The sequence below is a fragment of the Planktothrix tepida PCC 9214 genome, assembly GCF_900009145.1.
GTDB lineage: Bacteria > Cyanobacteriota > Cyanobacteriia > Cyanobacteriales > Microcoleaceae > Planktothrix > Planktothrix tepida.
The window spans coordinates 1,384,298-1,406,217 of record NZ_LN889782.1; the positions used below are offsets into that span (position 1 = coordinate 1,384,298).

General features: G+C 38.7%; 16 protein-coding genes. 5 read left to right on the forward strand and 11 right to left on the reverse strand.

The annotated features are described in order from the left end of the window. The first annotated feature begins 6 nt into the window (after positions 1-6). Positions 7-672 carry a GNAT family N-acetyltransferase gene (locus tag PL9214_RS09065; RefSeq protein WP_245824203.1) on the forward strand — a complete coding sequence of 222 codons (666 nt, stop codon included), beginning with the start codon at positions 7-9 and terminating at the stop codon, positions 670-672. A gap of 8 nt (positions 673-680) precedes the next feature. Here the strand turns inward: PL9214_RS09065 and larB are convergent, their stop codons facing one another. From larB to PL9214_RS09080, 3 genes are all read right to left on the reverse strand, one after another. Further along, positions 681-1,466 carry a nickel pincer cofactor biosynthesis protein LarB gene (gene larB, locus PL9214_RS09070; protein WP_072718419.1) on the reverse strand — a complete coding sequence of 262 codons (786 nt, stop codon included), beginning with the start codon at positions 1,464-1,466 and terminating at the stop codon, positions 681-683. 17 nt (positions 1,467-1,483) lie between these two features. Further along, positions 1,484-3,250, reverse strand: a complete 1,767-nt coding sequence (locus PL9214_RS09075) for an ABC transporter substrate-binding protein (RefSeq protein ID WP_072718420.1) — start codon at positions 3,248-3,250, stop codon at positions 1,484-1,486. 149 nt (positions 3,251-3,399) lie between these two features. Beyond that, the gene (locus tag PL9214_RS09080; protein WP_072718421.1) at positions 3,400-4,512 is read right to left on the reverse strand and encodes a sulfate ABC transporter substrate-binding protein; all 1,113 of its coding nucleotides are present in this window, start codon (positions 4,510-4,512) and stop codon (positions 3,400-3,402) included. Between the two features lie 265 nt (positions 4,513-4,777). On the opposite strand from PL9214_RS09080, the gene PL9214_RS09085 reads away from it, so the two are divergent. Beyond that, entirely contained in the window at positions 4,778-8,293 is a 3,516-nt protein-coding gene (locus tag PL9214_RS09085) for an ATP-binding protein (protein WP_072718422.1), read from the forward strand. 15 nt (positions 8,294-8,308) lie between these two features. Here the strand turns inward: PL9214_RS09085 and ispF are convergent, their stop codons facing one another. From ispF to PL9214_RS09105, 4 genes are all read right to left on the reverse strand, one after another. Beyond that, positions 8,309-8,791 (reverse strand): 2-C-methyl-D-erythritol 2,4-cyclodiphosphate synthase, encoded by a 483-nt coding sequence (ispF, locus tag PL9214_RS09090; protein ID WP_072718423.1) that lies wholly within the window; start codon positions 8,789-8,791, stop codon positions 8,309-8,311. A 63-nt stretch (positions 8,792-8,854) separates the two neighbouring features. Beyond that, positions 8,855-10,723, reverse strand: coding sequence for a pyruvate kinase (locus tag PL9214_RS09095; protein WP_072718424.1), 1,869 nt, complete (start codon positions 10,721-10,723; stop codon positions 8,855-8,857). 246 nt (positions 10,724-10,969) lie between these two features. Further along, positions 10,970-11,161, reverse strand: a complete 192-nt coding sequence (locus PL9214_RS09100; protein ID WP_072718425.1) for a hypothetical protein — start codon at positions 11,159-11,161, stop codon at positions 10,970-10,972. A gap of 376 nt (positions 11,162-11,537) precedes the next feature. Beyond that, positions 11,538-12,656, reverse strand: a complete 1,119-nt coding sequence (locus PL9214_RS09105) for a Gfo/Idh/MocA family protein (RefSeq protein WP_072718426.1) — start codon at positions 12,654-12,656, stop codon at positions 11,538-11,540. 152 nt (positions 12,657-12,808) lie between these two features. Between PL9214_RS09105 and PL9214_RS31170 the strand changes: the two genes are divergently transcribed. Then, positions 12,809-12,958: a hypothetical protein gene (locus PL9214_RS31170; RefSeq protein WP_186440315.1), complete on the forward strand. Its 150-nt coding sequence runs from the start codon at positions 12,809-12,811 to the stop codon at positions 12,956-12,958. Positions 12,959-13,055: 97 nt separating this feature from the next. Here the strand turns inward: PL9214_RS31170 and gshB are convergent, their stop codons facing one another. Next, the gene (gene gshB / locus PL9214_RS09110) at positions 13,056-14,030 is read right to left on the reverse strand and encodes a glutathione synthase (RefSeq protein ID WP_072718427.1); all 975 of its coding nucleotides are present in this window, start codon (positions 14,028-14,030) and stop codon (positions 13,056-13,058) included. Positions 14,031-14,211: 181 nt separating this feature from the next. Here gshB and PL9214_RS09115 point away from each other — a divergent pair, with 181 nt between their 5' ends. Then, positions 14,212-15,663: a trypsin-like serine protease gene (locus PL9214_RS09115; RefSeq protein ID WP_072718428.1), complete on the forward strand. Its 1,452-nt coding sequence runs from the start codon at positions 14,212-14,214 to the stop codon at positions 15,661-15,663. 21 nt (positions 15,664-15,684) lie between these two features. Here PL9214_RS09115 and PL9214_RS09120 read toward each other — a convergent pair whose 3' ends face one another. Further along, complete coding sequence (locus tag PL9214_RS09120; protein ID WP_072718429.1) at positions 15,685-16,584, reverse strand: 2OG-Fe(II) oxygenase; 900 nt, start codon at positions 16,582-16,584, stop codon at positions 15,685-15,687. A gap of 448 nt (positions 16,585-17,032) precedes the next feature. Here PL9214_RS09120 and PL9214_RS09125 point away from each other — a divergent pair, with 448 nt between their 5' ends. Continuing rightward, positions 17,033-17,257, forward strand: a complete 225-nt coding sequence (locus tag PL9214_RS09125) for a hypothetical protein (RefSeq protein WP_072718430.1) — start codon at positions 17,033-17,035, stop codon at positions 17,255-17,257. Between the two features lie 64 nt (positions 17,258-17,321). Here the strand turns inward: PL9214_RS09125 and PL9214_RS09130 are convergent, their stop codons facing one another. Beyond that, positions 17,322-20,201: a PAS domain-containing protein gene (locus PL9214_RS09130; protein WP_072718431.1), complete on the reverse strand. Its 2,880-nt coding sequence runs from the start codon at positions 20,199-20,201 to the stop codon at positions 17,322-17,324. A gap of 205 nt (positions 20,202-20,406) precedes the next feature. After that, complete coding sequence (locus PL9214_RS09135) at positions 20,407-21,876, reverse strand: leucyl aminopeptidase (protein ID WP_072718432.1); 1,470 nt, start codon at positions 21,874-21,876, stop codon at positions 20,407-20,409. Positions 21,877-21,920: the final 44 nt, after the last annotated feature.

A 21,920-nucleotide genomic window follows, 5' to 3' on the forward strand; every position in this document is an offset into this window, starting at 1 on the left:
AAACTGGTGAATCATTTGTTTTTCTCTTCCCCATCTAACTCATCCTTTTTCGGATGCGAAAACCTCACTGGGCCGGGAACTCCTCCTCCGGTAGGAGGTTCTGTGGATTATTCTCGGTTACAAATTCGAGCGGCTACTTTGGCAGATCTCAGTGCCTTAACGGATGTTTTAGCCGAGAGTTTTCATTCCCGTGAGGGGATTTTTGGCTGGGTTTATCCGATTTTGCGGTTCGGGATTTATGAAGATTTACGCCATCGTCTGGTCATGGGTTCCGAACACTATCTGTGTTTAGTTGCTGTTGCATCATCGGTCGGGGTTTCGTCATCGGTTTATAGACTCAATCAGGAATATATTTTAGGAACGGTGGAAATGAGTTTGCGATCGCGGTATGCTTGGCAATTATCGTTAACCTCTCGCTATCCCTATTTATCTAATTTAGCGGTTCATCCCCATTATCGACAGCAGGGAATTGCCCAACAGTTACTGAGAATTTGTGAACAAACCGCCCAAGGTTGGGGATTTTCTCATCTTTATCTTCATGTGCTGGAAAATAATCGCCCAGCGAGACAGCTTTATTACAAACAAGGTTATCGATTAAAAGAAATTGATTCAGGTTGGGATTCGGTATTATTTGGACAGCCTCGACGTTTGTTTTTACAAAAACGAATTTGAACCTTTTTTTAAGGTTGAATTCGTTGTTTTAATCGTTCTCCCAGACGTAAAATTTGACACGCTAAAATCCCCGCCCCAAAGCCATTATCAATATTAACAACACCCACTCCCACCGCACAGGAATTTAACATGGTTAACAGAGGGGCTAACCCATTAAAACTGGCACCATAACCGACACTGGTTGGAACTGCAATCACCGGACAATCGGCTAAACCCGCAACGACACTGGGTAAAGCACCTTCCATTCCAGCCACCACAATTAACACATCCGCATCGGCAATTAAAGGCCAACTACTGAGTAAGCGATGAATTCCAGCAACTCCCACATCCCATAACCGTTTCACGGAAAAACCACATAAAGTGGCGGTTATAGCTGCTTCTTCCGCAACGGGTAAATCGGCAGTTCCGGCTGTTAAAATGGTGATTGTTCCGTTAGTATGAACCTGGGGAATGGTATCCGGTTGAATGGCACAAATTTTAGCCGATTCATAATAGCGTAAATCTGGTATTTGTGCTTTTAATTGCTGATAAATATCGGGTTCAATGCGAGTCGCCATCACCACCGGATTTCGAGATCGCATGACCTCGATAATTTTTATAATTTGTTCGGGGGTTTTATTGAGTCCCCAAATCACTTCAGGAAATCCGGTTCTTAATTTGCGGTGGTGATCAATCCTAGCAAAATCGCCAACGGGTTCAAAATCAAAGTATTTAATTTTATCTAACGCATCTGTTGGGGTCAGTTGACCGGATGCAACGGATTCGAGTAACTGTTGTAAAGCTTCAGGATTCATTGAGGTTTAAAAACTAATTATTCAGCAATTTTGAGTTCATACAAATTCCAAAAACCTCCTCCTAAAGGGGTGAATTGAATGCCTTGAATGCGATCGCGAATCGCTTCAAAGGAGAGGGGATTAACCATATATAATAACGGCACTTGTTCGGTAATAATTTTTTGAGCTTTGCCATAAAGTTCTTTCCGCTTTTTCGGATCAAATTCTTGGGACGCTTTCACAAATAAATCATCAATTTCTTTTTCCCAATCGGACACTTGCCAACCTTTAATTTCAGGTTCTCCTGGTTGTGGCCCTTGATTGAACGTGTGTAACCGTCCAGTCACTGACCAAATATTATAACCTCCATGGGGTTCTATTCCTCCTCCAGTAAATCCCCCTAGATAAGTATCCCAATTTCGGGAACTTGAAAGACGTTCAACTAAAGTATTAAAGCTGAGAAATAATAAATCAACTTGAATCCCAATTTTAGCGAGATCTTGGTTAATTTGAGTTCCCATTTGTTCCCGAATTTTTTTACCCGCACTGGTTAATAGGGTAAAGCGAACCAAATTCCCCTCACTATCGGTTAATTTTCCTTGATTATTATACTTAAATCCAGCATTAATTAACAGTTTTTTCGCTTGTTCAGGATCATAGAGAAAGGTTCTTAATCCTTCTTTTGGAGATAAATAAAAGGGACTTTGTACAGGAATGGGAGAAAATTGCAGTTCTCCTAACCCTAAATAGAGATTATTTTTCATCACGTCCCGATTAATCGCATAATAAACGGCTTGTCGGAACGCTTGATTATTAAACCATTTAGATTTAATCGGATCGACAAAGGGTTTACCTTGGGCATTTTTACCTTGATTTAAGTTAAATGCCATAAACACAGTCCCCATATCTGGCCCTGCATTAAAAATGGTAAATTTTCCCCGTTCTTCTTCGGGTTTTAATAAGGGAAATGCTTCGGGTTGAATCTGTAAATTATCTAAAGAACCTGAACGAAAATTCAATAATTGAGTATCGGTACTTTCAATAATTTGCCAGACAATTTGTTCAATATAGGGTTGGGGATTTCCTTGTTTATCTTTGCGCCAATAATAAGGATTTCGTTGTAAAATTACCCGTTGATAGGGAGCATAGCTTTGGATGCGATATTGACCATTCCCGACAATTTCTTGGGGGTTTGTATCAGTTCCCCAAGTGGTTAAAAATTTGGGGTTTCCCTGAGCATCAGTTTCGTTGATTGAGGGTTTTAAAATATGAGCCGGTAAAATTGTTAGTCCAGCTACATATTGTAAAAAAGGAGCAAAGGGTTCTGCAACGGCAAATTCAACCCGACGATTATCTAATTTTTTAACCGTTGGAAAAGTTCGACTTTTTCCGACTCGTAAAATATCTTTAAAACTGGTTGGAATTTTATCGTTTAAATAAATTTCATTATAGGTAAAAATAATATCATCAACTGTAAAGGGTTCACCATCTGACCACTTCAACCCATCTTTTAAGGTAATAATAATTTTTTGTTTATCTTGAGAAATTTCCCAAGATTCCGCTAACCCAGATTTAGGGATTAATTCTCCGGTTACGGGGTCTTCTTGAATTAACGGGTCATATAAATAGCCAAATACATTATAAGCAGATTGACTCATGGGCGGATTAAACGTCGCTGGGCCGCTAGGGGTGGGAATCACCAATCGAGACGGAATTTGGGATTGAACGGCACTACAGGCGCTCAGAACCAGTGCTAATAGAATAATTACAGTCTTTTGGAACCAATAAGGTTTAAATGGAATCATTTTACAAAAACTAGCTGATTGCTATAGCAATCTTAAATCATTTTTGAAAAAAACTGTAGGGGGTAATGTTTTTCCAACACCCTAGAATAAAATATTATAACTAATTGAGTCGGAGGGTGATATACTTTATATCGCTTTCAGCTTTAATATTAACGAGAACCCGTATTTTTAATTTCTAACTGAATTTGATCAAAAATCCCATTATCTTTAAAAAATTTGTCTTGAATATTATTCCATCCGCCTAGATCTTCGGCGTTAAATAATTTCTTAATGGGGGGAAATTTTTGAGAGGCAATCGGATCTAAGGGTCTAAATCCTACTTTAGTAAAAGCCCTTTGTGCTTCAGGAGTAAAGAGGAATTTTACAAAGGCCTCTGCGACTTCACGAGTTTCTCTGCGATCAACATATTTATCTACAATGGCGATGGGATTGTCAATAGAAATATTAACATCAGGAATAATTACTAAAGTATTTTTAGCGAGTCCATTTTGAGCCGATAAAATCATTTCATTTTCATAATTAATTAATACATCTCCTTGATTTTGTCGTAGAAATAAATCCGTTGATTCCCGCGCATCTTTAGCTAATACAGCGACATTTCTATAAACTTGAGTCACAAAATTTAAGGCTTCGGTTTCCGTCCCCCCGGTTTGTGTAATCGCCCCCCACAACGCCAGGAAATTCCAACGCGCAATTCCTGATGTTTTGGGGTCAGCCGTAATCACCGAGACTCCGGGTTTTGCCAAATCAGACCAAGTACGGATGTGTTTAGGATTTCCTGCCCGGGTAACAATCGCGCCGACTGAATGGGCGACAATCCCCTGATTGGGGACTTCCTGTTCCCAACCCGGTTGAATTAAGCCAGCTTCCTGAATTTTGTTGGTGTCGAGGGCTAAGGCTAAATGCACAACATCCGCCGGAAATCCATTAATCACGGCGCGAGTTTGGGTGCTAGATCCAGCATAACTTTGTCTAATTCTCACGTCCTGGTGATGTTCCCGATGCCATTTTTCTTTAAACATAGGAATAATTTCGGCATAGGCGGCGCGAGTCACCGCATAGGACACTAAACTCAGTTCAATAGGTTGACGTCGAGGCGTGATCTCGTCTGTGGGAGGAAGGGGAGAGGGAGAAACGGTATATCGATTACAGGCGGGGAGGAGGAGACTAAAACTCAGACTGGCTAGCAACAAAAACAAAAAGCTATGAGAGAGTATCCAAAATCGAGAGTCCATCCATTTCTGCAACTGACGATAGAACATAGCCCGTGAAACTCCTCAGTTATTGATTAAGATTTTAATCAAAAAATACTATAAGTTGGTAGGATTAGTGTACTTTATAATCAATAATATAACATTTTCGAGGATCAGGCGATCGCCAATCGCGGATTAATGTTGTTTTAAATACAAAAGAATTCAGGGGACAATTAGGGTTATAAACCTTTGCTAAAATATGAGGATGTATTGACTGTTTACCCACTCAATTCGGATTTTTTAGACTTTGAGTAGCTCCCGTAGGAAAAATAATATGGTTCGTTTTCATAAAAAGTTATTTCCTCAATCCAAAAGTTCAATTACCCGTGAAACTCTGATAAAAATGGCGGTTAGAATTGCGTTTGTTATCTTGGGATCAACCGCCCTCAGTTATCTCCATTTAATGTCTATTTTAGAAACTCAAACTATCAAACAATTAGATAAATATATTGTAGAACGGGGACAACGGGAAAGCAATATTTTCACCTTAGCAGAAGATAACCATGCTGTCTTAGAACAGGAAATTAAACGTCGTTTAGAAGAATGGGAAGATTATGACCCTCAAGCAGAATTTGATCAACGATTTGTCCGTTCTCATGATGGAGTGATTCGCAATCAACCGGAAAAGTTTGATCGCAGCCGTCAAGCCGGAGTTTATATTGGCAAAAATGTTGAACTTACTCCCGAAATTCGTCGTCGCGTTCTCATATTTTATGATTTAGTTATTTCCTTTGGAATGGCTTGGAGAAGTCGCTTTCAAAATACCTATATTAATACACCTGAAAATATAGGAATTATGTATTGGCCGGAGGTGCCTTGGGCGGAAAATACAACATCAGATCTCTATATTCCAAATGAAGACTCTTTTTGGATTACCAACTCCCAACATAACCCAAGTCGTCAGACAGTTTGTACTGGACTTTCTTATGATCGCATTGCCAGAGATTGGACGATTTCCTGTGGAACTCCTGTTGATATTGCAGGTAAACAGGTAGCGACTATTGGTCATGATATTGTTTTAAATGAACTCCTAGAACGAACCTTACAAGACCGCCTCCCCGGAACTTATAATCTGATTTTTCGCTCCGATGGTCGTTTAATTGCCCATCCCGATAAAATGGATGAAATCAAGGATAAGCAGGGAAAATTTGAGATTACTCAATCTCAAGATTTGCATTTAATCCGAATTTTTGAGTTAGTCAAACATTTAGAATCAGGACAAGTTGTTGTAAAAAATGATCAAGATCAAGAATATTTAGCCGTTGCCAAACTGGAAACGCCTGATTGGTATTTTGTTACAGTATTTCCCAAATCTATTTTAGCAGAAGTTGCCTTTAAAAATGCTCGTTTTGTTTTGATTTTAGGAGGAATTTCTCTAATTTTTGAAATTGTGATATTATTATTTGTTTTGCGTCAACAAGTGGCTGAACCGTTAAGTCAACTGATGGTTGCAACGGAACAAATTGCGACGGGGGATTTTAATATTAATCTCGATATTAAACGCTCAGATGAATTAGGGCAATTAGCATCATCCTTTAATACAATGGCTGGGGAAGTTCAGGCGCGAGAAGTAAGACTCAAGCAAGCACAAAATGCTTTAAAACGAACCGATAAACTTAAGGATGAATTTTTAGCGAATACCTCCCATGAACTTCGCACGCCCTTAAATGGAATTATTGGGATTGCGGAATCGTTAATTGATGGTACAACAGGTCAGTTAACCTCGGCTACCCTATCTAATTTAAGAATGATTGTATCCAGTGGCAGAAGGTTAGCAAATTTAGTTAATGATATTTTAGATTTCTCTAAACTCAAACATAAAACCCTGGAACTTCAACTCAAACCCGTCGGGTTACGAGAAGTTGTCGAAGTTGTGATTACCCTGAGTCAACCCTTGATTGATCAAAAAAAATTACAGATTCACAATAAAATTTCACCCTTATTACCTGCGGTAATAGCGGATGAAAATCGCCTACAACAAATTTTTCATAATTTAATTGGAAATGCTTTAAAATTCACCGATAGTGGTAAAATTGAAATTACCGCTCAGGCTATTTCTAATTCAGCATCACAACAGCTACAAATTACCGTTTCTGATACTGGAATTGGCATTCCAGAGGATAAATTAGAACGAATTTTTGAGTCCTTTGAACAAGCGGATGGTTCCACAGCTAGAATTTATGGCGGGACAGGATTAGGACTGGCGATTACCAAGCAATTAATTGAATTACAGGGCGGAGAAATTTGGGTAGAGTCAACACTTAATGAAGGGTCTCAATTTCATTTTACTTTACCCATAAGTCTGGATTTAGAAAGCCATTCTTCTAGTATTTCTATCTTGAATTTAAGAGATCATTTTCCTTCATCTGTGGTGATGAGTTCTGCTGTTTCGGTCTATTCTGAAGACAGGTTTACGGAGAATGAAGAACAGGTAATTGAGGAAAATTCATCAACTTTGATTCAAGATCAACAACAAGTTTACAAAATTTTAGTAGTTGATGATGAACCTGTTAATCGTCAAGTTTTAGTCAATCATTTATCTTTATATCAATATGAAATTACAGAAGCCGCTTCAGGTTATGAAGCCTTGGATTTGCTTAGAAACGGTTTTAAACCGGATTTAATATTACTGGATGTGATGATGCCTCGAATGACGGGTTATGAAGTGACGCGCAAAGTTCGAGAAATTTGGCAACCGAATGAGTTACCTATTGTGTTACTGACAGCTAAAAATCAAGTTTCTGATCTCGTCATTGGTTTACAAGCAGGGGCAAATGATTATGTAACGAAACCTATTACAAAAAGTGAATTAATTGCCCGAATTACAACCCATTGTACTCAAGCCGCAACTTTCTTAGAAAATGCCCGTCTTTATTTAGAATTACAAGCTTCAGAAGCCAGGGAAAGAGAAAGATCCATGCAGCTTGAGCAATCTTTAGAACAACTCAAAAATGTTCAATTACAAATGATTCAAGCGGAAAAAATGGCAAGTATTGGTCAATTAGTCGCTGGAGTGGGTCATGAAATTAATAATCCAATTTCTTTTATTTTAGGTAATCTCAGTTATGCCGAAACATCGGTTAAAGATTTAATTGAGTTAATTCTTCTTTATCAGGACAAATATCCTCAACCTTGTTTAGAAATTGTTGAGAAAATTGAGAAAATTGATTTATCTTACTTAATTGAAGATTTACCCCAGGTGATAACTTCTTTAAAAATGGGATCAGAACGAATTAGACAAATTAGTATTGCTTTACGCACATTTTCTAGGAGAGATACAGATCAGAAAGTAGAATTTAATCTGCATGAAGGAATTGAGAGTACCCTGATGATTTTAAAACACCGACTTCAGGGGAATTCTAAGCGACCTGAAATTACTATTATTAAAGATTATGGAGATTTACCTCCGATTAATTGCTATCCTGGACAACTAAATCAAGTATTTCTTAATCTTGTCGCCAATGCTATTGATGCGTTAGATGATGCGATGGAAGATCGAGCTTATCGAGAGCATTACAATTCTCCTCAAAAAATTAGTATCCACACAGAACTCTCTCAAGATGAACAATGGGCAATAATCCGAATTAAAGATAATGGTATGGGGATGATAGAATCAGTAAAACAAAAAATATTTGAGCATTTATTCACAACAAAACCTGTGGGGAAAGGAACAGGAATTGGTTTATCAATTAGTCATCAAATTATTATGGAGAAACATGGAGGTAAACTCAGTTGTGTTTCTTCTTGGGGAGAAGGTTCAGAGTTTATCATTGAAATTCCAGTCGAATAAAAATGAACAGGAATTTTAATTTACTTTTTCTAATAACGCTACTGCATAAGCTGCAATGCCTTCCTCACGACCAACGGGGCCTAATTTTTCATTAGTGGTTGCTTTGACACTAATTTGATCAAGATCTAAGTTTAATGTTGTAGTCAGCATATAGCACATGGCTTTAATATGAGGTTTTAATTTCGGACGTTCTGCAACAATTACAGAATCAATATTCCCGACTTTCCAACCCCGTTCTAAAATCAGTTGATTCACCTGCTTTAATAATACTAAACTATCTGCACCCGCCCATTTTTCATCCGTTGGTGGGAAGTAATGCCCAATATCTCCTAAACTTAAAGCGCCTAACATAGCATCCATAATGGCATGGGTTAAAACATCCGCATCACTATGTCCTAATAACCCTAATTCATGGCTAATTTTTATCCCGCCTAAAATTAAGGGTCGTCCGGTAACTAATTTATGAATATCATACCCATTGCCAATGCGAATATTCATCAGATATTGTTTCCTATTAAAATCAACATAGTTTTTTATTTTACCATCAATTCGGATCAAGTTTTATAAATCGGAAATACTCAACTTTCTTAACATTGAGGTTTTTTTGTCTTGGTGGGCTTGCATTCGTCCTAAGACATCACAGAGAAATTGTAATGCTTTATCAATATAAGCGCCTTTATTTAACATCACACATTCTGCCCGACTTCCCATGGCTGCATCCGTTACTTCTGCACGAGATGGCATTCCTCCTTTTGCCAAAGATTCTAACACCTGAGTTGCCCAAATAACCGGAATATGAGCGGCTTCACACAGCCATAAAATCTCTTCTTGAACTTCTGAAAGTCGTTCAAATCCTAATTCTACACCTAAGTCTCCCCGTGCGACCATAACAGCCAGGGGAGGATGTTGCATCGCTGTTAATAACAATCGAGGAAGTTGATCAAAAGCTTGTTGATTTTCAATTTTTAAAATGATCCCTAAATGTTCTCCTCCGGCTCGTTTTAATTCTGTAATTAATTGTTCAATATCTTCAGGTTGCTGCACAAAAGAAAGTGCTACCATATCTCCAAATTGAGCAATAAATTCTAAATCTTGAATATCTTTTTCTGTTAAAGCTGGAAGATTTAACGTAGTATCGGGAAGATTAATGCCTTTTTCACTTTTGAGTTTATCTTTCCCATTGACAACGGATGTAATTTCAACTCGAAACCGATTTTCAAATACTTCTCGAATAATACCTGCTATTTTTCCATCATCAAAAAAGATCCGTTCCCCGATTTTTACATCTCGAAAAACTTCAGGTAAACTACAACCGATACAAGCTGGTTGGATGAGATTTCCCTGTTCATCTAAAACCGCCGATTTTCCTAAAATTTCTCCTTGAATAATCAGGAGTGAATCGCCTTCTGCTAAGGTAATGGCTTGAGGTTGGGGCGAAATTTGAGTAACAGTATCTTTGGCGATTAATTTCTTCCCTCGATACAAAGATAATTTAGTATCAGAAACAAGATAAGTTGTTTTATTACTTTCACAAATACAAGTGGTTTTATTGACTTCGATTACGTTCAAAAATCGACGGCTTCCCCTGGTATCAGTCAAGCGAATTTGATCCTCAACTTTTGCCAGTTCTAGTAAATTTCCTTGAATCGGAATTACATTATTTTTATCGGGTAAGGTATGAGGTTGAGAAGTAAAATAAATTTTTTCCGGTTTAATAACTTGTCCTAAAACGTTGCGCGTCGGTTTGCATTTGATTAATTCTGGCCCAGGTTCAATCTGTTCTGTGCGTAATTTTGGCCCCGCTAAATCAAAGGAAATGCGGCAGGATTTCCCTAGTTGTCGTTGAGCAGCGCGTAAATTTAGGATCATTTTTTCCCAAGCTTCAGGATGATCATGGGCGCAATTAATTCGCATCACATTCATCCCTTGAGCTAATAAATTATAAATAATTTTAGGATCATGGGCGGCTTCACTGGGAATTGTTACCATGACGCGGGTGTTATGTTGTTTAGGACTAGGGCCTAATATGGCGACAGCGTTTTCTGCTAATAGGGCACTCCCGACCGCAAAGGTGATGGGGGCTTCCTGTTCTAAATCAGAGGGAATAGGGCGTTGATCTAAGCGATATAATGTGCCTAAAACAGCATCTAAAGATGCCATTACATGGGCTTCCATACGTCCTAAAGAACTTAATCCTAATCGAATTAATTCCCGTTGTAATTCCCGCAGATCATGACGACGGATGGCTAAATAGTGAACTAAATTATAGGCACTTTCTCGACAAGCTGGAGAGGTTTTTTGTAGTAAATCAGCTAATTCTTCTTCTAGGGATATGGCGGTTTGTCGGAGTTCGGTTACAGAACGAATCGCTCTTTCAATGGTAATCGCACGAGACAGTTCAGCAGATGTATATCGCTGTTGTGGTTTCATATCTTTAAGTAGACCTAAGTTAAGTCCAGGAAAAAGTTTTATTCTGGACTTAACTTTGATTTTAGAGTAAGAATCCTTCCTCGCGCAATCCCATTGTTAAAAAGCCTCAATAAACTTAAAAATTATTAGGAATCCGCAAGAAAAATTACCAGGGGAAATGTAGGGATATTTTGCTGAACTGGACGTTAGGATAAAATTTAAACTTAACTTAAACTGTTCTTAAACAATCTAGGCTATACCCGATGTTTAAAAACTCTGTGAAGATGAATGAATAGAAGGTGCAGAAACGGGATGGGACTGAGAAGCAGCAACACCAAAAAAAACAAATAAAATCAGGAATACGCTAACCACATAACTTAAACTGATCATCGCGTAGGAATTAGCCATACCATTGAGGAATTGTTTAATCAGCAAGAAATTGATGAGTAAGGTGTTCATGATTGTAACCTCCATTGTGGAATTTATGAATCGGTGATACTCAACCCGCAAAAGAGTTAGCACCCGGTTGATTTCATTGGGTGATGTTAGCGTTGTTCTATAGGGATGACTCTTTTGGAGGATGTTGCTTCTAATGCAAACTCATTCAGATCAAACTAGCAGGCATAGAAATTATAACAACTGCCACCAGGGCTTTTCAGGTTGTTTTTTGCAGCTATCTTACAAGCATTTACTTCTTGTCTGAGGAGTTGCAAATCTATAATACCACAATCACTGTTCAATGAAAAGTTAAATCGAGGATTATAATCCCGTAGTAGGATGGCTTATGCCCACCCCTAATCATATTGAAGAGTGAAAATAAGCCGTTTTTTCAGTTTTATTCAGACTTTAAAAAGGGTTCAAATGGGGGGACATTAACCCAAGTTCCGGTTTCATTGGATTCATGGGTTAAATCCATTAGCAATTGAGAATAAACCCCTTCTTTTAAGGAGGGTTCTAAACTTTTTCCTTGTTCAATTCCGCTTATCCATTGATTAATAACTCGCATTAAAGGCGCAATCCGACCATCAGGATAAATTTGAGGAAATTCTAATTGTTCAGGAATCGAAATTTCGCTTAAAGCTTCACCTTTCTTGCTTCCCCATAGCCGAAATCCATGTACATAATCTTGTTGATTATCACTTCCTAAAATTAAGGTTCCTTCACTGCCATAAACTTCTACCCAATGTCCTCGTCCTTGATAGGTGACAGAGCTTAAACAAACTTGACAAGGCGTGCCATCATTGAGTTCTAAAATTAAGGTACAAATATCATCCGCATCAACGGGTTTTAATTCCCCTCCCGCTTCAGGATCAGGACGTAAGGGAATGGTAGTATTGAGTTGCCCACAGAGGCGTTTAATTGAACCAAATAACCAGGAAATATAATCAAAACTATGGGAACCAATAGCGCCTAATACACCGCCTCCTTTGTCTTTTTGAGCATACCAATTCCAAGGACGGCTTTCATCGGCACGACTGGAGACTAACCAATCAATTTTGATCAATCTTTTTTGACCGACATAATTTTCGGTTAAGAGTTGGGCAAACTGTTGCCAAGGGGGAATAAACCGAAATTCAAAATCTAAGCTGGTTATACGGCCTTTAGATTCAGCAAGTTGATAGAGATATTTGGCTTCTTGAACTGTAAGTGTTGTCGGTTTTTCTAATAATAAATGTTTGCCAGCATTGAGGGCTTGTTTTGCCATTTCAAAATGTAAAAATGGGGGCGTTGAAATCGCCACTCCTTGGACTTCAGGTAAGGCAAAAATCTCATCAATGCTATTAAAAGCATAGGGAATATTATGGCTAGATGCGATCGCTTTTGCTTTTTCTAAATCTCGATGATAAACGGCTACAACTTCGGTTTTAGGATGGTCTTGAAAGGCAGGAATATGAACTTTTTTACCGAATCCTGTCCCAATTACAGCAATACCAACTTTTGTGTCTGTTGTCATGGTTTCTCCTGATGAAAATATCCGCAGTTTTAGATCGGCATTAAACGACATCTCTGTCTTGATTGAAATTAAAAATATTGTGATTATTTTAACATAAATAGGTATAATATCAACAAAGGTTGTTTTGATTAAAATAGCTAAAGGATGAAAGAATGGGTTATCGCACCTCTCAACTTTTGAGTATTGTTCAAGCTAATGTCAGGGTATTTGTATTTGCTTCAACAAATTTGTCAGGAGATGCGATCGCTTTAACTTTTGTTAATACTTTGTCCCAAATGACAAGATTTGCTTTAAATAATTAACCCCCTTTTATTGCTAAAATTTATCACCCTGGACGAGTTACTCTTTGGATAAACAATACAAAATGCTCCGAAAAATCAAACCCTATACCCGCTAAGATTACAAACGAGTCTTAATTTTATTTTCTACCCATGCTATTACTTTTTCTCCTAAAGAAACGTTATCTAATAAATCAATTTCTCGAATTCCCGTCGGACTGGTAACATTCACTTCTGTTAAATAGCCTCCAATCACATCAATTCCGACAAAATATAAGCCATCTGCAATTAATTTAGGGGCTAATTTCTGACAAATTTCATACTCTCGATCTGTAATTTCTGTTTTAGCGACTCGTCCGCCCACAGCCATATTTCCTCTAAATTCTTGACCTGTGGGAATGCGATTAACTGCACCAATGGCTTCTCCATCTAATAGAATAATTCGCTTATCTCCGTCTTTAGCTTCGGGTAAAAATCGTTGAATCATCACTGGATATAACCCTTGTTGAGTGCTAATTTCAATTAAAGAATTGAGATTGCGATCGCTAGGTTCTAAAAATAAAATTCCTTCTCCTGCTTTTCCACCTAATGGTTTCAAAACTGCGGCACTTTCTTGTTCAACAAATTCTCGAATGACCCGTTTATCTCGACTCACAATCGTTGTCGGGATACAATCTTTAAATTGCAGCGCATACATTTTTTCATTCGCTGTTCTTAACCCATGAGGTGAATTAATCACCAAAGTTTTTTCAGAGTTAATATAATCTAAAAGATAGGTAGCATAGAGATAGGGAATTGTTACAGGGGGATCGGTTCGCATAAACACCGCATCCATATTTTCTAAAGGTTGAAGGGTCGGTTGCTCAATAGAAAACCAAATTTCACCGACAACCCAACGACCTTGATCCCTAACAATGGGGGTGAGGCGAACTGGCGTTAAAAGTGCCCAGGTTTGACCCTCAATCACATTTAATTGATGCACTTGTGTCACCCAGATTTCATGTCCTAAAACTTGCGCGGCTTCCATTAAAGCAACGCTGGTATCATGGCTGGGATTTAATTTTCCGATGGGGTCAATGATGAAGGCAAATTTCATCTTTATTCACAGTTAACGGTTAACAACTTAAAGGGACGTTACAACAGAAGACAAATTTTAAATCCTGACTTTGAAACCGTCCTTTCATCCCTTGGGACTGTCAAAGTGCCAGGATTTAGAATAAAATTAAACTAGCCAAGGATCAAGTTTTCCTTAATTATATTCATTTAAGTTCAGCGAAATGTCAACTTCTTTAACGGTAATTGCACCTCAACCTCGGATTTCAGTTCCCACCTCTAATCCCAATAATCCGGCTTATCTTGTACAACCTGGAATGGGGTTAGATGGTGTTGTTAAAATTCAAGAAATTAATGGTCATAGCTGTAGCGGATCATTGCTAACAACCGGACGTCATATTTTAACGGTTGCCCATTGTGTCACAGATGAATTCGGACAAGCTGATTATAGTTCTCCTTCAGAATATACGGTTTATTTTGATTTACCGTCTGGGACAGTCTCGATTCCCGTTTCTCAAATTTATATTCATCCCGATTGGACTTCTGATACTAATTATAACAATGATATTGCTATTTTAGAACTTTCTCAACCTGCACCTGAAGCCGCTAATCGCTATGAAATTTATACCGGGGCTGATGAAGTAGGACAGATTATGCAAAAAGTAGGCTATGGTGTTCCAGCAACGGGAAATTCTGGAGAAGCCGATTATTCTGATCTAGTTTTAACTAAACGAATGGGGCAAAATCGTTATGAAGCTTCTGGCGAATTATTTAATAGTTATCCTTATTATTATAGTAACCAACCTGGAAAACAATTAGTTTATGATTTTGATAATGGCTTACCCCAAAATGATGCCTTTGGGCGAGAATTTGGCATTAACGATTTAGGATTAGGATTATCAGAAGTTAATATTAGCCCTGGAGATTCAGGGGGGCCAGCCTTTATTAATGGAAAAATTGCGGGTTTGACCTCTAATGGTTTTAGGTCAGCCACACCGGGTATTGATGTTACTAATGCCTTAGATGATAGCTTTGGAGAATATGCTTCCGATACGAGGGTTTCAGTTTATGCAGATTGGATTAATCAAATTATTAATTCTTCTCCCTATAGTGGTAATGATGATATTGTTGGCACGATTAATAATGATTTTCTCTATGGATATCAAGGGAATGATACCCTCAACGGTTTAGGGGGAGATGATCATTTATTTGGGGGAAAAGGGGAAGATAATCTTTATGGAGATGAGGGAAATGATCTTCTTTATGGAAATTTAGAGTTTGATATTCTCTGGGGTGGATTGGGAGATGATTTTTTAGCGGGAGGTCAAGATTTTGACTATCTCTATGGAGAAGAAGGAAATGATACCTTAACAGGAGATCAAGGCAGTGACTATTTAACCGGAGGAAGTGGCTCTGATCTTTTTATTTTGTCTTTAGCAACGGCAAATTCAGATCAATTGTTAGCAGATACTATTGATGATTTTGAACCCAGTTTTGTTGATAAGATTGGCTTAACAGAAGGTCTAACAGAAGCCAATTTAACCTTAGAACTTTCGACCAATTTCTATTCTAACTTACCTGAAACGGTCATTCGGGTCACAAGCTCAAATCAAATTTTAGGGGTAGTTTCTAATATTTCTCCTGAACAACTTCAAGGTCGTTTTATTTCTGTTTAACAACGGATAAAACTTAGAAATTTATTTTCTAGCCCAACCATTAATTGTAAATCGACTATCCGCAAATTGTTTAGACGGACAATAAACGGGTAAAACTTCGTGCATTAAACCGCTATAAAAAAAGATAATGCGATTATTCAAAGGTTCGATGGTTTTAAAATTTTCTAATTTTGAGTAAGCATCTTCACCGTGCCAATGGGTATCATAAATTAATAATTCTCCTCCGGTAAAAGCTTTGGGTTCTCGATAGAAATAATAAACATAAGTTAACGTTCGAGTTGCATCTCTTTCTGAACCATTATCATTATGAATGCGGAAATAGTGGCCGTGATTATGGGCGGTGAGTTGAGCATCAATATGAGTAATCGCAAAAGGAGGAATATTCAGGTGTTCTAAAGCTTTCCAAAACACAGCCCTAACTCGGTTGAGAATAATATCAGCAAATTCTGGAGAATAATACAACACTAAAGAATTTCGATGTTCGGGATAATCAGCCGTGTTTGTTGCGGGGCCAGTTAATTCATAGTTTCCTTCTTGTTTAATCGCATAATCGAGAAGAGTTTGATGTTCTTCTGGAGATAAAAAATTATCAATTTGCCAATAGTTAATATTAAAAAGTTCAGCTTTCGGTGTCGGGGGAAGGGAAGGAGATTGAGTTTTAATAAAAATTGGAGGTTCGGTGATCACCCCCACTAAAGAATCACTGGAAAACCATAAGGCTTGCTGCTGTCCATTGACCGGAATTTGAAACAATTTAGGCGGTTCATCTCGATTTTGTTCTGTTCGATGAACCACTGCATTTAATAAATTTAAGAGTAAAGGAGAATTAGAGGGTAACGTGATCCCATATTGATAGCCACCGAGAAGCAGTAACGTCACCTGAATGTCTTGAATAGTCGGTGTGAGTGTTGGGTTGTGCATAAATTCCTGAAGCCACTGGAAAAGTTGATGTTGATTTTAACTTGAATCCTATACGGCTGATGATCACTTCAAAAATTTTATAGGAACAGAACCCCAGTTTCTTCAAGAAACCGGGTTTCTGCGTATGTGAGCAAAGAATGTTGGGGGTGATCGCAACTTATTAGACGCTAAGGTGACAGTATCTTGATGGCTCCCTAGCAGTAGTAATGTAACTTGAACGTCTCCAAGGTCAAGGGAATTTTAGAAAGAAACGAGGCAATTGTCAACCGGGAACCACCGTAATTTTACGGAGAATTCTTTTTAAGATTAAACGCTTAAAATTCCGAATAATTACTGAGTTATTTCTAGGTAAAATCTGTTACCATAAAGCAAAACAATTAAATAGTTATTGATTGCGATCTACCCAGATCATCGATTTTAATTCACAACTTTAGGGTTTAAAAGTTCTATGCTTAGACAGTCTGACGTAGCCCGAATTTTAGGAGTTTCCCATCAGCGAGTCTCTCAATTAAGATTGAGACACCGCATTGAGTTTGCTTGGGATGAGGACTTAAGAACGTGGGTGACAACACCCGAAGAAGTGGAACGCTTCTTAGAATGTCGAGCCAAGCGTTCTGCTCTGGTTTATCATCAGGAACCCTCCTTATCTATAGTGCGTAGCACTAGAGAATAGGGAATAGAGAATAGGGAATAAGTTGGCTAAATTTAGACGTGTCAACCACTGTTTAAGTTTGTTTTCAGGCGGTGGAGGACTGTACTTCTAACAGCAGGGTAGGATTTTGTCTAAACTCTTGTTTTAAAGGGAGTTCAATAACAAATTCTGTGCCTTTTCCTAATTCTGAATAGCAGGTTAATTTACCCTGATGTTTGGCAATAATTTGATAACTAATAGCTAATCCTAAACCCGTTCCTTTTCCAACGGGTTTTGTCGTAAAAAAGGGTTCAAATAAACGATGTTTGACTCGATCTGTCATCCCAGCGCCATTGTCAGTAATGCGGATCACTACTCGATTCATGTCATTTAATTCGGTGTGAATCCGAATGGTTGGGGTTGTGGAAGAAATCTGCCATCCCACCGCCGGGGAATTCAAGCACTGGGGAGGATGAATAAACTTAGATTCTCCTTCTAATAACGCATCAATGGCATTACTGAGAACATTCATAAAAACTTGATTCAACTGACCGGGATAACATTCGGTTTTCGGTAAGTTACCATATTCTTTAATCACTTGAATGGAGGGATTTCGTTTTTCCCTAGGGCTACCTGCTTGGGGGCGAAGCCGATGTTGTAAAATTAATAAAGTATTCTCCAACCCATCATGAATATTCACAGGTTTCATGTCTGCTTCATCCAAGCGAGAAAAATTCCGTAGGGAGAGAACAATTTCTCGAATACGGTTGGCTCCGACTTCCATAGAAGATAAAATTTTAGGTAAATCATCGAGGATAAAATTTAACTCAATGGTTTCTTGATGTTGTAGAATTTCAGCATCGGGTTGGGGATAATACTGTTGATACAGAGCGATTAATTCTAATAAGTCTTGGATATATTGACTGGCATAGGTAATATTGCCATAAATAAACGTAATGGGGTTATTAATTTCATGGGCAATTCCGGCGACTAATTGACCTAAACTGGATAATTTTTCGGTTTGAATCAGTTGCGCTTGTGCTTGTCCTAATTCTCTTAAAGTCAGTTCTAATTGTTGCGCTTTAGCGCGTTCTCTAGCTTCTGATTGGCGTAGAGCTTCTTCTGTTTTTTTGCGATCGCTAATATCTTTAACGGTTCCCGTCATGCGGATGGGTTGTTGTTGCTCATCGTGCACCACAACTTTACCATGATTGAGAATCCATTTCCATTCCCCAGCATGGCTTAACATTCGATGTTCCATTTCACAAAATGGGGTTTCTCCGGCTAAATGTTGTTTCAGAACAGCAATTACGGATTCTCGATCATCAGGATGAACTAACTTTAACCAAGAACGAGCTTTTCCTTGAATTTTGTTGCTGTCATACCCCAACATCGAACTCCATTGGGGACTAAAATAAACCTCTCCACTGACTAAATTCCAATCCCATAATCCTTGATCGGTTCCGGCTAACGCTAATTTTAACCGTTCTTCACTGGCTTTCAAAGCTTCCGATGCTTGGCGTTTTTCAGTAATATCAAAAATAGCACCATTTAACCAACAAGTTGATTCTTCATCGGTCACAATAACTTGTCCTTTTTCATAAACCCAGCGAATGGTTCCATCAACTCCAATTAAGCGATATTCTAAAATGTAAGGCTGTCGAGATTCTAAACTGACCCGAATCTTACGCTTGACTTTATCTACATCATCGGCATGAATAATACTATTAAAAGAGCGGACTCGATTTTGAATAAAATCACTGGGGGGATATCCCGTAATCGTTTCAATCCCTTGACTGAGAAACACCATCATCCGGTCTTCTTCTAAGATTCCCCGATAGACTGCACCGGGAATATTAGAGACTAAGGAACGAAATTCTCCTTGACGTTCGCGTAATGTTCGTTCAATTTGTTTGCGATCGCTAATATCTCGTGCAAAGGCACATTGATATTCTTTTCCATTAAAATTGAGATGACTAATCGTAATTTCAACCGGAAAAACTCGGTTATGTTTGGTACGATGGCGAGCTTCAATATTCAAAGATCCACAACGCCTTAAAATTTTCCAATGTAATGACCAAGAGGATTCAGGAAAATCAGGATTAATATTATGAATGGTCAACTTTAATAATTCTTCAGGTGCATAACCCAGAGATCGACAAGCAGCATCATTCACATATAAAATTTGTCCGTCTTCTCCCACCCAAAAAATCGCATCGGCGGCTTTATCAATGGAAAATTTAGTTAGTTTCAGGACTTCTTCTAGGGGTTCCTGGAGATTTAATTTAATGGGAAAAGTTGTATCTAATCTAAATAAGTAAGAGAAATTGGCTCGAAGTTTATCTAATTTTGAAGAGCTTTGAGAAGAAATAATTTGATGATGGCAACTTTCACAACTATTGAAAAATTCAACCGATGGGGTAGGTGGGAAAATCCCCGTGGCGGATTGAGTCAGTAGGAGAATCAATCTCCCGACGCTCCCCAAAAACAGAACTGTAAACACAGCTTGACTGATAGCGAGGGCATTATGGGTGGGATAGAATTCTCGCAACAGATAGATCAGATGAAGTGTTCCATTGGCGATTAAACCCAAGATTAACAATGTTCCCAGGGACAATTGAGGTTGAGCGGTCGAAGGCTTGAAGGAAAACCTGGTTAAAACTCGACGCACCCAGGACGTTGATTCTACCGTTGGGGATGTCTGTAATTCTGAACCTCTGAGTTGACGATAAATCAGCCACCCCGCTAAGGCGTACTGAGCTATAATCATCAGCCCTTCTGTACCCAGAATAGAGGATTGTAAGGGAATATTACTGATGGCATTGGGATAACAGAGGGGTGCAAATCCCTCTAAAATAATGGTATTTTCAAAAAAGGCTTTAAAAAATTCAAACATTCGCTTTAAATTGCCGATGATTTTAGAGAGGGCAATAGCAGAGTTAATAGACTTTTTGGAGAAAAAGCCCTGATCTTGATTGTGTACCACCCTGAATCTGCGGACTCTGTTATTCTGGCTTTATTGTAAGAAATTATTTAACGTTACTCTACAAATTAATACAAGTTGTTATACTTTTATGGAGTTATTTAAAGTTTTCTATCATTTTATCTCAATTTATCCACCTAAATCCCCCTTAAAGAGGGAGACTTAGAAGGGTGATTCCCCAAAAAAAAGGGGGGGTTCAGGAGATGATCTAATTTAAGACCCAGTTGACTAACATTCGCACGCCATAACCCGTTGCTCCGGCAGTATTATAACCGTTGTCTTTATCTGTCCAAACCGGGCCAGCCACATCTAAATGAGCCCAGGGGGTTTTTTCTACAAATTGTTTCAGGAATAAGGCGGCTGTGATCGAACCCCCAGCCCTTGGCCCGGTATTTTTCATGTCGGCGTGCATGGCTTTTAACCCTTCAAAATATTTCTCTTCTAAGGGCATTCGCCAAAGTTTTTCGCCGGATGTTTTGGCGGCGGTTTCTAACTCTTGAGCTAACCCATCATCAGGACTCCATAACCCCGCAATATCATCCCCTAACGCAATAATACAAGCGCCTGTTAAGGTGGCTAAATCAATCATGGCATCCACCCCTAATTTGTCTGCAAAAACCAGGGCATCCGCTAAGGTTAATCGTCCTTCTGCATCGGTATTATTAACTTCAATAGTTTTACCATTAGAAGCTTTGAGAAAATCTCCAGGGTGCATGGCGTGACCACTAATCATATTTTCGGTCACGGCGCTAATAAAATGCACTTCCACATCGGGTTTTAATTGACCAATCACTTTAGCTGCGCCAAAGGTAGCTGCCGCTCCTCCCATATCCATTTTCATCATTTCAATACCACTGCCACTCACTTTCAGATTCAACCCTCCAGAATCAAAGGTTAATCCTTTACCAATAATGGCTAATTTGCGGCGGGGCGTTCCTGTAGGACGGTAGATTAAATGAATAAATTTAGGCGGTAAATCCGAGGCTTGGGCAACCCCTAAAAAAGCTCCCATTCCTAATTTTTCACAGTCTTCTTTTTCCAGAATCTTGAGTTCAAACCCGTAGGTTTCAGCGAGATTTTTTGCCATATCTGCCATTGTAATCGGGTTAATTTCGTTAGCAGGAGCAGCGACTAATTCCCGTGCTAAAATGACACCGGAACAGATATTTTGAGCGCGAGTAATGGCGGCTTCAGTTCCCGGTAAACTCAATAATTCAATTTGTTCAATTCCATGCCCTTTTTGATCGGGGTCTGATTTAAAACGGGTATCTTGATGTAAGGCTAATTCAATGCCTTCTGTTATGGCTTGGGTGCTCGCATCAGCGCTTTCACAAACGGGTAAACTCACGCCAACCGTTTTACATTTCAGGGATTTTGCCGCCTTAGCAAGGGATGCCCCCGCCCGACGCAAGGTTTCTAAGTTTAAGGTGTCTGACTTCCCTAAACCCACGATAATCACTTTGCGAATCGGGCTATTTCCACCGACGCGAGTGGAGATACTGCTATCCGGTTTACCCTTAAATTCAGTCTCCTCAATTAATTCTTTTAAAGTTCCAGCGAGTTTTTCATCTAACTGGGCTAACTCGCCTGTTAATTCGATGTTTTCTTCAAATATACCAACGGCCAGAACATCGCCTGACCAATCCAAGGGGGATGTGTTCGTTGCTATAAATTGCATTCTCGTTTTTTGTCTTGATTTGACTTGACTATAAAAAACTATAA